Here is a 12,383-nt window from a genome sequence, read left to right as displayed (position 1 = left end):
CCACACGGATCTGAACAACGCGTGACAGCGACCGAATGGTGGAGATGGGGGGAATCGAACCCCCGTCCACTGCTGTGGTCATGTGCCTTCTACGGGCGTAGCCAATGAAGTCGCTTTCTCGGTCCCGGAGCTTGTCATTGGCACCTGCTCCGACGGACCCAGTATCAGTGGAAGTCCCTCTGCGCCCTGATGCTCAACGCAGAAGCAAGTCCCCTAGCTGACGCCAGGATCCGGGTAGGGAACGATTCCCGGACTGACGGTCTCTCAAATGGCGGAGGTGAACTTACGCCGCGAGGGCGAAGTCGGCCTTGGCCGAGACAGTGCTCTTGTTATTGGCACTTATTTTTTCGCATGGATCGTTAACGAGATAACCATGCATCCTCGACCCGCTTCTCACAGTCACGCAGACAATGTCGAAACCGATCATCCCCATGCGCGGCCTGTCGGCCGGGTCGCTGTCACGCGCTGTTGAGTTGTCCAGATACCAGTCTGCCCGACCAGGCGGGCAGCTACTCATACTACAACATCGCCCCTGCGCCGTTTATGCCACCATCGGGGAATGGCCGACACGATCATCACTGTCCAGGGGGAATACGAGCTGCGTCACCCGGCCGAGCGCGGAGCCGTGCGGCTGCGGGTCACCTACGAGGGGCCGTCGCGCGAGGACGTGCTCGCGCTCACGACGCAGCGACAGCTGCAGCTCAGCAGCGAGCTGCGGGAGCTCCACAACCCGCAGAGCGGTCCCGTCACGCAGTGGTCCTCCGACCAGCTCCGGGTCTGGGGCGACCGCCCGTGGAGCAACGACGGTCGCCGGCTCGACGTCGTGCATCATGCGGAGGTCGGGATCGACGCGCGGTTCAGCGACCTGGCCGCCCTGTCCGACTGGGTCGGGGTGGTGTCGCTGCTCGACGGCGTCGCGGTCGACGGCGTCACCTGGTCGCTGACGGAGGCGCGCCGGCAGACGCTGACGCAGGAGGCGCGGCGCCGTGCGGTGGAGAACGCGGTCGCGAAGGCGACGGTGTACGCGACGAGTCTCGGGCTCACCACGGTGAAGCCGCTCGCGCTCAGCGACCCGGGCATGCTCGGCGACGGATCGGCGCCGGGGCAGCCGCCGCAGCCGCTGTTCGCCCGCGCGGTGTCCGCCGACTCCGGAGGGGCGACCCTGTCGCTCAAGCCGGAGGAGCTGACCATCGCGGTGCAGGTGCACGCGCGGTTCTCCGCCAGCTGACCGGCGGCTGCCGACCTGCGGGGATCAGGATCCGGGCTCTATCAGGATCCCGGGGTCTGCGGCGTGCCCGGCGTCGACGGCGGACGGGTGGGGAACGCGTCCAGCTTGAGCACGCGCGTCGCGGTCACGGTGTCGTCGGCGCGCTTCGCGATGACGATCACCTCGTCCCCCTTCGCGAAGTCCGACTTCGACGCCGACTGCATCGGCGTGCCGAACACCGTCGACGACGTCACCCGCACCTCGACCGACGAGCCGCTGTCGCGGTCGATGGTCCAGGTGTCCCCCGAGATGGAGACGATGGTGCCGCGCACGAGCACGCGGCCCTTCTGGTCGCCGCCCTGCTGGCCGCCGCCGCCGTTATCATCGCCGTCGCCCGGCATCCCCGGCATCCCGGGCATTCCCGGCTGCCCGTGACCCTGCCCCGGGATGACGCGCGAGATGGCCCGCTCGCCCATGTGCGACACCACGCTGGCGACCGCGAAGGAGCCGGCCGTCACCAGCCCGAGCAGTACGACGATCGAGAGCACGAGCGTCGAGATCGCGAACGCCAGTCCGTGCCGCTTGTAGAACGGCTCGGTGACCACGGGCGCCGGCGTGCCCGGTACCGCCGCGCCCGGAGCAGCGGGACCCGGAGCCGGCGCAGGCGGACCAGGCGGCGGCGTGTAGCCCGGGGAAGCCGGCAGCGGCTCGGTGGGATCGGTGGGCGGTGTGTTGCTCATGTTCATATGAAAGCAGCCGAGAGCCCTGTTCGCGCTGGGAAGCGGTTATGGGTCCGATGAGAATCCCGGCGGGTGCTGCGCGTCAGGCCGGCTCGACGAGCACGGAGCGGAGCATCGCCAGCTCGACCTCGTCCAGTCCCGCGTCGAGCAGGTACTGCCGAACGCTGCCCGCGCGCTCCTCGATCCGGTCGATCGTGGTCTCCAGCGCCTCCCGCGGACTGCCGCCGAGAATGATCCGCAGATCGGGCGTCACCTCGACCCCGTAGCCGCGGACCAAATCCAGCATCCCCTCGAGCCACGGCCCGCGCAGGTTGTCCTCGGTGAGCGCGTAGTCGGCCACGACGGTCTCGCGGTCGACACCGACGGCGAGCAGGGCGAGCGCCACGACGATGCCGGTGCGGTCCTTGCCCGCCGTGCAGTGCACGACCACCGCCTCCTCCCCCGTGTCCGCGATCTCGCGCAGGGCACGGACGATCACGTCGGTGTGCTGGAAGACGATCTTGTCGTACAGGTGCACGATGGTCGCGCCGACGGTGGCCGCCGAGGCGCCGGAGCCCTCGAACACCGGCAGCCGCAGCACCTCGACGTCCAGTCCGTCCAGATCGTCGGGCAGCGCCTCCACCTCGAAGTCGTCGCGCAGGTCGATCACGATGCGGATGCCCAGCTCGCGGAGCGCCTCCCGCCCGGGTCGTCCGATCCGGCCAAGCGCGTCGGCGCGGTACAGCTTTCCGCGGCGCGTGGTGCCGCCCGCCGCCGGGTAGCCGCCGACATCCCGGAAGTTGTAGGTTCCTGCGATCGGGATGCGCTGAGCGGTGGAGTCCATGACCTCAGTCTGTCACTCCGCCGGAACGGTCACTCGCCCAGGTGGTTGCGCGTGGACATCGCCCGCTGCGCCTCACGCTGGTCCTGACGCTCCCGCAGAGCCTGCCGCTTGTCGTACTCGCGCTTGCCCTTGGCGACCGCGATCTCGACCTTCGCGCGGCCGTCGTTGAAGTAGATCGACAGCGGCACGATGGTGTAGCCGCCCTGCTTGACCTTGTTCTCGATCTTGAGGATCTGGGCCTTGTGCAGCAGCAGCTTCCGCTTGCGGCGCGGTGCGTGGTTGTTCCAGGTGCCGTCGGCGTACTCGGGGATGTGCACGGCGTCGAGCCAGGCCTCTCCGCCGTCGACGAACGCGTAGCCGTCGACGAGGGACGCCCGTCCCATCCGCAGCGACTTCACCTCGGTCCCGGTGAGCACGAGGCCCGCCTCGAAGGTGTCCTCGATCGTGTAGTCGTGGCGCGCCCGGCGATTGGTGGCCACGACCTTCTGGCCCCGTTCCTTCGGCACAGCTCGCTCCTCACATCGGCGACGGTCATCGCCCGGCGCGGTGCCGGGCAGCGGACCAGTCTATCGCCTCCCCGGTCTCCCGGGCACGGCTCAGACCTTCAGATACCGCTTGATGGCGAAGTTGGCGGACGCGGCGGCCAGCACCACGCCGATCACGACGAGGATGGGGATCACCAGCCAGGCCTGCTCCATCCCGACGAAGTTGATCGACTGGATGCGCTGGCTGAGGTACCCGCGGACGAAGAACTGCACGCCCAGCGCGATCACGACCGAGGCGAGGATCGACCCGACGAGCGCGGCGATCACGCCCTCGATGATGAACGGCGTCTGGATGAAGCGGTTGGAGGCGCCGACCAGCCGCATGATCCCGATCTCCCGCCTTCGCGAGAACGCGGAGAGCCGGATCGTCGTGGCGATCAGCAGCACCGCCGCCACGAGCATGAGCGCCGCGATGCCGATCGCGGTGTAGCTGGCGGCGTTGAGGATGCTGAAGATCTGGTCCAGGTAGCTCCGCTGGTCGACAACGCTCTGCACGCCCGCCGACCCGGAGAGCGTCTCGGTGAGCACGGCCGACTGGTTCGGATCCTTCAGGTTCACCCAGAACGTCTGCGGGATCATGTCCGGCGTCACGAAGTCGGCGATCTGGTTGCCCTTGAACTGCTCTTTGAACTGCTCGTAGCCCTGCTTCTGGTCCTGGAAGTAGAACTTCTGGATGTACGGGGCGAGCTCGGGCGACTCGAGCTGCTTCTTGACCGCCTCGATGGACTGGTCGGTGGCCGGCCCGCTCGCGCAGTTGTCCGTCGTCGTGCACATGTACACGGCGACCTGCGCGCGGTCGTACCAGTAGGTCTTCATCTGGCCGATCTGCATCTGCAGCAGGACGGCGGTGCCGACGAAGGTCAGCGAGATGAACGTGACGAGGATGACCGACACGACCATCGACAGGTTGCGGCGGAGGCCGTTGCCGACCTCCGACCAGATGAGTCCGAATCTCATTTCGTCGGCCCCACATTCTGGTCGCCGTCACGGTCGGCGTCCTCGCGGAGTCCGCTGAGGTCGAGGTTCGCCGTGAAGTTCAGGTGTTCGGGCAGCTCCTCCGACGCGGGGGCCGGCGGGACCGGGGCGGTCGCGAACTGCACCGGGGCCGGATAGGCGGCCGGCCGCGGCTGCTCGGCGGGCTGCGCGTGCTGCGGCTGGTGAGCCGGCGTCTGCGGCGCCTGCTGCGGCTGTGCCTGTTGCGGCACCGCCACCGGGGCGGTCGGTGTCGAGGTCGGTGCGTTCGGCCGGGTCATCGGCGCGGCGGGCGTTGCCGCGGCCGCTCCCGCGAACACGGGTGTCGCGTCGGAGACCGGCTCGTCGCGCTCCAGCGGCTGCGCCACCGGGATCGCGGCGGTGAAGCCGTATCCGCCGTGGCGCTCGTCGCGGACGATCTGGCCGCCGACGAGCTCGATGACGCGTCGCTTCATCTGGTCGACGATCGCGGCCTCGTGCGTGGCCATGACGACGGTGGTGCCGCCGGCGTTGATGCGTTCGAGCACGGCCATGATGCCGGCGCTCGTCGCGGGGTCGAGGTTTCCGGTGGGCTCGTCGGCGAGGAGCACCTGCGGCTTGTTGACCACCGCCCGGGCGATCGCGACGCGCTGCTGCTCACCACCCGAGAGCTCGTGCGGCAGGCGCTGCGCCTTGCCGTCGAGGCCGACCATCTTCAGAACGTCGGGCACGGCCTCCTGGATGAAGCCCCGCGACTTGCCGATCACCTGCAGGGTGAAGGCGACGTTCTGGAAGACGTTCTTGTTCGGCAGCAGCCGGAAGTCCTGGAAGACGACACCGATGTTGCGGCGGAAGTACGGCACCTTGCGCGACGAGATCGTGCCGAGGTCCTGCCCCAGCACGTGGATCTTGCCCTTGGTCGGCTTCTCCTCTTTGAGGATCAGGCGCAGGCAGCTGGACTTGCCGGAGCCCGAGGCGCCGACGAGGAAGACGAACTCTCCGCGCAGCACTTCGAGGTTGATGCCGTTGAGTGCAGGGCGCGCTGTGCCCGGGTACTGCTTGGATACGTGTTCGAACCGGATCATGACCCCTTGAGACTAAGCAGTCCCGCCCCGATCCGCAGTAGCGACATGCCCGTGCGGCACAACCCCGCCGTTCCGCGCCCCAGCAGGACGACCTCCGGCTCTACTCCCCGGACTTGTTGCCCGCGCGCCAGCGGATGCCCGCCGCGATGAAGCCGTCGAGGTCGCCGTCGAAGACGGCGCTCGGGTTGCCCGACTCGTAGCCGGTGCGGAGGTCCTTCACCAGCTGCTGGCCGTAGAGGAAGTAGGAGCGCATCTGGTCGCCCCAGCTCGCCGTGATCGTGCCGGCGAGCTCCTTCTTCTTCGCGGCCTCCTCCTCCTTCTGCAGCAGCAGGAGTCGGGTCTGCAGCACGCGCATGGCGGCGGCACGGTTCTGGATCTGCGACTTCTCGTTCTGCATCGAGACGACGAGGCCGGTCGGGAGGTGGGTGATGCGCACCGCGGAGTCGGTGGTGTTGACCGACTGGCCGCCGGGGCCGGACGAGCGGAACACATCCACGCGGATATCGCCTTCCGGGACCTCGACCTCTGTCGCCTCCTCCATCAGCGGGATGACCTCCACTGCGGCGAAGGACGTCTGCCGCTTGTCGGCCGAGCCGAACGGGCTGATGCGCGCGAGGCGGTGGGTGCCGGCCTCCACCGACAGCGTGCCGAACGCGTAGGGCGCATCCACCTCGAAGGTCGCGGACTTGATGCCGGCGCCCTCCGCATACGACGTGTCCATGACCTTCACCGGGTACTTGTGCTGCTCCGCCCAGCGCAGGTACATGCGCATGAGCATCTCGGCGAAGTCGGTGGCGTCGTCGCCGCCCGCGCCGGAGCGGATGGTCACGATGGCCGCGCGGTCGTCGTACTCGCCGCTCAGCAGCGTCTGGACCTCCAGGTCGCCGAGCGCGGTCTGCAGCGACTGCAGCTCGGCCCGCGCCTCGGCGGCAGACTCCTCGTCCTCCGCCTCGTTCGCGAGCTCGACCAGCACCTCCAGGTCGTCCAGACGGCGCTCGATCGCCGTGATGCGCGCGAGCTCCGACTGGCGGTGACTGAGCGCGCTCGTCACCTTCTGGGCGTTCGTGGTGTCGTCCCAGAGGTCGGGGGCTCCCGCCTTCTCGCTCAGGTCGGCGATGTCGGCGCGCAGCCGGTCGACGTCGACCACCGCGGTGATGTCGGCGAAGGTGGATCGCAGGTCGGCGATCTGGGAGGAGAGGTCGAGTTCGATCATGTCGTCCTCCAGCCTACCGGGCGGTCAGGTGAGTCACCCGAGCGGGAAGTTGTACGGTGTTAACGAAATGACTTCCGACGAGCGCCCCTTCTCCTTCCGCTCCGTCGCCCTCGCCGCCTTCCTGCCGACGCTCCTCTTCTCGATCGGAGAGGGCGCGATCATCCCCATCATCCCCGTCGCCGCAGGCAACCTCGGTGCGACCCTGGCGATGGCCGGCTTCATCGCCTCCATGGTGATGCTCGGCGAACTGATCGGAGACATCCCGAGCGGATGGGTGGTGTCACGCGTCGGCGAGCGCACCTCGATGATCGGCGCGGCCGTCGTCGCGATCGTCGGCGTCGCGATCTGCCTGCTGGCGCCCAACTACTGGGTGCTGATGGCCGGCATCTTCCTGGTCGGCATCGCGACCGCCGTGTTCGCCCTCGCCCGCCACGCGTTCATGACCTCGTACGTTCCCGCTCGCTATCGCGCCAGGGCACTGTCCACCCTCGGCGGCATCTTCCGCGGCGGATGGTTCGTCGGCCCGCTCATCGCGTCCGCCGTCATCGCGGCGACAGGATCCACGCAGTCCGTGTTCTGGATCTTCATCATCAGCTGCCTCGGCTCGGTCGTCGTGCTCCTGGCGCTCCCGGACCCCGAGAAGATGTTCGGCCCGTCCGCGCGGGTCACCGACGAATCCGGCGCCCAGGTGACGGCCGGCGAAGAGGAGGCAGAGGAGCGCACCCACGGGCTGTTCCGCACCATCTGGTCGTTCCGGGAGGTGCTCATCCGGATGGGCGCGGGCGTCTCCCTCGTGGCGGCGATCCGCTCCGCCCGCACCGTGCTGATGCCGCTGTGGGCCGTGTCCATCGGACTGAGCGAGTCGAACACCGCGCTCATCATCGGCCTCGCGGGTGCCGTCGACTTCGCCCTCTTCTACGCCAGCGGACAGATCATGGACCGGTTCGGGCGGATGTGGAGCGCCATCCCGTCCATGATCGGCCTCGGCCTCGGCTTCCTGGTGCTCGCCTTCTCGCACGACCTCAGCTCCGCGGTCGCCTGGTACATCGGCGTCTCGCTGTTCCTCTCGGTGGCGAACGGCATCGGCTCCGGCATCGTGATGACGCTCGGCGCCGACCTCGCGCCGAAGGACCGGCCTGCACCCTTCCTCGGCGCGTGGCGGTTCTCGGCCGACGCCGGCCAGGCCGCCGCCCCCCTGGTCGTCTCGCTGCTGACGGCGCTCGTGTCGATTTCGTTCGCCAGCGGTGTCATGGGCGTTTTGGGGCTGGTCGGCGCGGGGATGCTGGCCCGCTACATCCCGCGGTACGTCCCGCGTCGTCCCCGGACCGCCTGACCCGGAATACCCTGGCCGGTGAGGCGTTGGCATCCATGCAAACGCATGAATAGAGGGATGACATGGCCGGGAAGCTGGAACTCGGGATCGACACGTTCGGCGACGTGACGCGGGATGCGGACGGCACACCGCTGTCGCAGGCGCAGACGCTCCGCAACGTCGTGGCGGAGGGGGTGCAGGCCGACCGCGTCGGCCTCGACTTCTTCGGCGTCGGCGAGCACCATCGCGAGGACTTCGCCGTTTCGGCGCCCGAGGTCGTGCTCGCGGCGATCGCCGGGCAGACCGAGCGCATCCACCTCGGATCGGCCGTCACGGTGCTGAGTTCGGACGACCCGGTGCGCGTGTTCCAGCGATTCGCGACCCTCGACGGCATCTCCGGCGGTCGCGCAGAGGTCATCCTCGGCCGCGGCTCGTTCATCGAGTCGTTCCCGCTGTTCGGCTACGACCTCGCAAAGTACGAGGAGCTGTTCGAGGAGAAGCTGAGTCTGTTCGCCGAGGTGCGCAAGCAGCAGCCGGTCACCTGGACGGGCGAGCTCCGGGCGCCGCTGAACGATCAGTCGGTGTACCCGCACGTCGAGCACGGCCTGCTGAAGACGTGGATCGGCGTGGGTGGGAGCCCGGAGTCGGTGGTGCGTGCGGCGCACTACGGCTTCCCGCTCGTGCTCGCCATCATCGGCGGCGGCCCGATGCGGTTCCAGCCGCTCGCCGAGCTGTACCGCAAGGCGCTGGAGCAGTTCGGGCAGGACACGAGCCTCCCGATCGGCGTGCACTCCCCCGGTTTCATCGCCGAGACCGACCAGGAGGCCAAGGACATCCTGTGGCCGCACTACGAGGTGATGACGAACCGCATCGGCCGTGAGCGCGGCTGGCCGCCGGCCTCGCGCGCCCGGTTCGAGCACGAGGCCGGGCCGGACGGTGCGCTCGTCGTCGGCTCGCCCGAGACCGTCGCGCAGAAGATCGCCTACGCGGCGAAGGGGCTCGGGGCCTCCCGCTTCGACATCAAGATGAGCAACGGGACGCTCCCCCACGACGACCTGATGCGATCCATCGAGCTGTACGGCACGGAGGTCGCCCCGCGCGTCCATGAGCTAATGTCGTAGCCGCGCCCAGCGCACTGCGGGAGTGGTGAAACTGGCAGACACGCAGGATTTAGGTTCCTGTGCTTCACGGCGTGAGGGTTCGAGTCCCTTCTCCCGCACCCGTACGACCCCAGGATGATCTTTCCGGGCGGGCCCGAATTCGCACGCTTCGTGCAGCTTCCAGCGCATGGCCGACGCTAAACTCGGGCTCAGCTTTCCCACCGATCCCTCCTGGAGTACCGTGATCCATCACGCCGGCCTCATCCCGTGGCTCGACCCGAACACCATCATCCATTCGGCGGGTCCCTGGGCGCTCCTCGTGGTCTGCGGGATCGTCTTCGCCGAGACCGGTCTGCTGGTCGGCTTCCTGCTTCCGGGCGACACGCTGCTGATCATCTCGGGGCTGCTGACGCACACCTCCCTGGTGTTCGGCGTCGACATCTGGTGGGTCTGCCTCGCCATCGCGTTCGCGGCGTTCCTCGGCGGAGAGGCCGGGTATCTGATCGGCCACAAGGCCGGCCCCCGGATCTTCGAACGCAAGGAGACCGGACTGTTCTCGATGGAGAACGTGCGGCGCACCAACCAGTTCTTCGAGCGCTTCGGTGCGCTCGCGGTCATCGTTGCCCGGTTCGTGCCGATCGTGCGCACCTTCGCGCCGGTCGCCGCGGGCGTCGGGCACATGTCCTACAAGAAGTACTCGCTGTACAACGCCCTCGGCGCGCTGCTGTGGGGCGCCGGGCTGACGTTCTTCGGCTATCTGATCGGATACATCCCGCCGGTGGCGAACTTCGTCTCCAGCTACATCGACGTCATCCTGATCGGCGCGGTCGTCATCACCCTGGTGCCGACGCTGTTCCACTACTTCCAGTCACTGCGGAAGTCGAAGCGCAAGGCCGCGGAAGACGCGGCCGCTCCCGCGGCGGTCGAGGAGCCTGCCCCCGCTCCCACGCACCCCGAGGCCTGACCCTGACCGCGTCCACCGTCGGATAATCCGCCCCGAATCTCCGACGGACCGCGGTGTGGATGGAGATACGCGCCCAGGGCGGCCGGATCTCCGACGGAGGCAAGACGCCAGGCGGGTCAGCGGTGGAACTCGTCCTCGTGGGCGGCATGCTCCGCCGGCTCCAGCTGGAAGGTGGAGTGCTCCACGTCGAAGTGCTTCGACAGACAGCCGGACAGTTCGTCGAGCAGGGTGCCCGTCCGGCCCTCGCGGAACACCGCCGGCTCGCACACGACGTGCGCGCTGAACACCGGCGCCCCCGAGGTGATCGCCCAGACGTGCACGTCGTGGACCGCGACGACCCCCGCCGTCCCGAGGATGTGGTCCCGGATCTCGGCGACATCCGTGTCCGCCGGCGCCGCCTCGCTCAGCACCCGCACCACGTCGCGCAGCAGCACGAACGCACGCGGGACGATCAGCGCGGCGATCAGCAGCGACGCGATCGCGTCGGCCGGGGTGAAGCCGGTGAGCAGGATGACCACGGCCGCGACGATGACGGTGGCGGACCCCACCAGGTCGCCGAACACCTCCAGATACGCCCCGCGCATGTTGATCGAGTGTCCGGCGGCGGGCCGGAGCAGCAGCAGCGCCCCGAAGTTCGCGACGAGGCCGATCACCGCGACGACGAGCATCGGGACGCTGTGCACCTCGGTCTCGCCGCCCACCAGGCGCCCGATCGCGCCGACGGTGACCGTGACCGCGACGACGACGAGGATGAGGCCGTTGATGAGCGCGCCGAACACCTCCGCACGGCGGAACCCGAAGGTCTGCCGGTCCGTCGCCGGGCGCGCGGCGACGATGGTCGCCATCAGCGCGATGATCAGCCCGGCGAGATCGCTGAGCATGTGGCCGGCGTCGGCGAGCAACGAGAGGGAGCCGCTCACCCACGCGCCGACGACCTCGACGACGAGCACGACCGCCACGATGCCGATGGCGATCAGCAGGCGGTTTCGGTTGGCGGTGTGGCCGTGGTCGTGACTCATCTCGCCTTCTACGGTAGATAGAAGTCGCCCGCGTCGCCAGGGGGTGGGGCTAGATGGGAATGAGTGCCGTTCTCAGCTCTCGCCGAGCGCCTGCAGCGCGGGGACGATGGCCGAGAGCGCGCGCGCCCGGTGGCTCTCCGCGTTCTTCGCCGCCGGCTCCAGCTCCGCCGCCGTCACGTCGTGGCCGTCCGGCACGAAGATCGGGTCGTAGCCGTGCCCGTTCCGCCCGCGCGGCGCCCGCGCGATGCTGCCCGGCCAGATGCCCTGGACGACGGTCGGCTCGCCGTCCGTGGTGACCAGCGCCAGCGTCGCGGTGAAGTGCGCGGAGCGATCGGCGTCCGGGATGTCGGCGAGCTGGTCGAGCAGCAGCTGCAGGTTCGCGGCGGCATCGCCGTGCGAGCCCGCCCAGCGGGCGGAGAAGATCCCGGGGGCGCCGCCCATCACATCCACGCAGATGCCCGAGTCATCGGCGAGGGCGGGCAGCCCGGTGTGCGCGACGGCGGCCCGCGCCTTGATCAGAGCGTTCTCCTCGAAGCTGACGCCGTCCTCCACCGGCTCGGGGCCGTCGTAGGCGACGATCTCGAGACCGGGCACCTCGCGGCCGAGGATCTGCTGGAACTCGGCGGCCTTGTGCTGGTTGTGCGTTGCGAGGACGACGCGGACCACGCTCAGCCCTCCGCGCCCACCGCGGCCGGGGCGAGCGCCGCTGCCTGGACGCCGGCGAGCTCGGTCGTGCCGGCCAGCGCGAGGTCGAGGAGCGCGTTGAGCTCTCCGCGGTCGAACGGGGCGCCCTCGGCCGTTCCCTGCACCTCCACGAAGAGGCCGCGTCCGGTCACGACGACGTTCATGTCGGTCTCGGCGCGCACGTCCTCGACGTAGGCCAGGTCGAGCATCGGGCTGCCGTCGATGATGCCGACGGAGACGGCGGAGACGGAGTCGATCAGCGGCGTCGCCTTCTGGCCGATGAAGCGGTGCTCGCGACCCCACTCCAGCGCCTCCGCGAGGGCGACGTAGGCGCCGGTGATCGCGGCCGTGCGCGTCCCGCCGTCGGCCTGCAGCACGTCGCAGTCGAGGACGATCGTGTTCTCACCGAGCGCCTTCATGTCGACGACGGCCCGGAGGCTGCGGCCGACCAGGCGGCTGATCTCGTGCGTGCGCCCGCCGACGCGTCCCTTGACGGACTCCCGGTCCATGCGCTCGTTGGTGGAGCGCGGGAGCATGGCGTACTCGGCGGTGACCCATCCGCGGCCCTTGCCCGACATCCAGCGCGGGACGCCGTTGGTGAACGAGGCGGTGCACAGCACGCGCGTGTTGCCGAAGGAGATGAGCGCGGAGCCCTCGGCCTGGCGGCTCCAGCCGCGCTCGATGGTCACGGGCCGCAGCTGGTCGGGGGTGCGCCCGTCGGCGCGGGTGATGTCGGTCAC

General features: G+C 69.1%; 13 protein-coding genes, 1 tRNA gene and 1 other RNA gene. 5 read left to right on the top strand and 10 right to left on the bottom strand.

Annotated features, from left to right (window positions below; translation table 11 throughout):
* Window positions 1-36: 36 nt before the first annotated feature.
* Window positions 37-431, bottom strand: a transfer-messenger RNA (tmRNA) gene (gene ssrA / locus BJ963_RS02920).
* 128 nt (window positions 432-559) lie between these two features.
* Between ssrA and BJ963_RS02915 the strand changes: the two genes are divergently transcribed.
* A complete protein-coding gene (locus BJ963_RS02915) occupies window positions 560-1,228 on the top strand; it encodes an SIMPL domain-containing protein (RefSeq protein ID WP_179454490.1) in 669 nt (222 codons plus the stop codon).
* Between the two features lie 41 nt (window positions 1,229-1,269).
* Here BJ963_RS02915 and BJ963_RS02910 read toward each other — a convergent pair whose 3' ends face one another.
* The 6 genes from BJ963_RS02910 to prfB form a co-directional block, all read right to left on the bottom strand.
* A complete protein-coding gene (locus BJ963_RS02910; RefSeq protein WP_246297978.1) occupies window positions 1,270-1,947 on the bottom strand; it encodes a DUF5666 domain-containing protein in 678 nt (225 codons plus the stop codon).
* Between the two features lie 82 nt (window positions 1,948-2,029).
* Window positions 2,030-2,770, bottom strand: a complete 741-nt coding sequence (locus tag BJ963_RS02905) for a tyrosine-protein phosphatase (protein ID WP_179454486.1) — start codon at window positions 2,768-2,770, stop codon at window positions 2,030-2,032.
* 29 nt (window positions 2,771-2,799) lie between these two features.
* The gene (gene smpB / locus BJ963_RS02900) at window positions 2,800-3,276 is read right to left on the bottom strand and encodes an SsrA-binding protein SmpB (protein WP_089912127.1); all 477 of its coding nucleotides are present in this window, start codon (window positions 3,274-3,276) and stop codon (window positions 2,800-2,802) included.
* Window positions 3,277-3,366: 90 nt separating this feature from the next.
* Window positions 3,367-4,272 (bottom strand): permease-like cell division protein FtsX, encoded by a 906-nt coding sequence (gene ftsX, locus BJ963_RS02895; RefSeq protein ID WP_089912130.1) that lies wholly within the window; start codon window positions 4,270-4,272, stop codon window positions 3,367-3,369.
* Window positions 4,269-5,351, bottom strand: a complete 1,083-nt coding sequence (gene ftsE / locus BJ963_RS02890) for a cell division ATP-binding protein FtsE (RefSeq protein ID WP_179454484.1) — start codon at window positions 5,349-5,351, stop codon at window positions 4,269-4,271. Before ftsE ends, ftsX begins: the two co-directional genes overlap by 4 nt.
* Window positions 5,352-5,451: 100 nt before the next feature.
* On the bottom strand, window positions 5,452-6,564 hold the full coding sequence (prfB, locus tag BJ963_RS02885) for a peptide chain release factor 2 (protein WP_179454482.1): 1,113 nt from the start codon (window positions 6,562-6,564) through the stop codon (window positions 5,452-5,454).
* Window positions 6,565-6,631: 67 nt separating this feature from the next.
* Between prfB and BJ963_RS02880 the strand changes: the two genes are divergently transcribed.
* The 4 genes from BJ963_RS02880 (at window position 6,632) to BJ963_RS02865 (ending at window position 9,940) form a co-directional block, all read left to right on the top strand.
* Complete coding sequence (locus BJ963_RS02880) at window positions 6,632-7,897, top strand: MFS transporter (protein WP_179454480.1); 1,266 nt, start codon at window positions 6,632-6,634, stop codon at window positions 7,895-7,897.
* A 62-nt stretch (window positions 7,898-7,959) separates the two neighbouring features.
* A complete protein-coding gene (locus tag BJ963_RS02875) occupies window positions 7,960-8,997 on the top strand; it encodes an LLM class flavin-dependent oxidoreductase (protein ID WP_179454478.1) in 1,038 nt (345 codons plus the stop codon).
* 16 nt (window positions 8,998-9,013) lie between these two features.
* A tRNA-Leu gene (locus BJ963_RS02870) sits at window positions 9,014-9,095 on the top strand.
* A 68-nt stretch (window positions 9,096-9,163) separates the two neighbouring features.
* On the top strand, window positions 9,164-9,940 hold the full coding sequence (locus BJ963_RS02865; RefSeq protein WP_218857005.1) for a DedA family protein: 777 nt from the start codon (window positions 9,164-9,166) through the stop codon (window positions 9,938-9,940).
* A gap of 116 nt (window positions 9,941-10,056) precedes the next feature.
* On the opposite strand, the gene BJ963_RS02860 is transcribed toward BJ963_RS02865, so the two are convergent.
* The 3 genes from BJ963_RS02860 to rph form a co-directional block, all read right to left on the bottom strand.
* Window positions 10,057-10,959, bottom strand: a complete 903-nt coding sequence (locus BJ963_RS02860; RefSeq protein ID WP_179454476.1) for a cation diffusion facilitator family transporter — start codon at window positions 10,957-10,959, stop codon at window positions 10,057-10,059.
* 72 nt (window positions 10,960-11,031) lie between these two features.
* Window positions 11,032-11,625 carry an RdgB/HAM1 family non-canonical purine NTP pyrophosphatase gene (gene rdgB, locus BJ963_RS02855; RefSeq protein ID WP_179454474.1) on the bottom strand — a complete coding sequence of 198 codons (594 nt, stop codon included), beginning with the start codon at window positions 11,623-11,625 and terminating at the stop codon, window positions 11,032-11,034.
* A gap of 2 nt (window positions 11,626-11,627) precedes the next feature.
* On the bottom strand, window positions 11,628-12,383 hold the full coding sequence (gene rph / locus BJ963_RS02850) for a ribonuclease PH (RefSeq protein WP_179454472.1): 756 nt from the start codon (window positions 12,381-12,383) through the stop codon (window positions 11,628-11,630).

Source organism: Leifsonia soli (assembly GCF_013408745.1).
Classification (GTDB): Bacteria; Actinomycetota; Actinomycetes; order Actinomycetales; family Microbacteriaceae; genus Leifsonia; species Leifsonia soli.
Note: the sequence above shows the minus strand (reverse complement) of the source record. Positions and strands in the feature narration are given on the sequence as shown.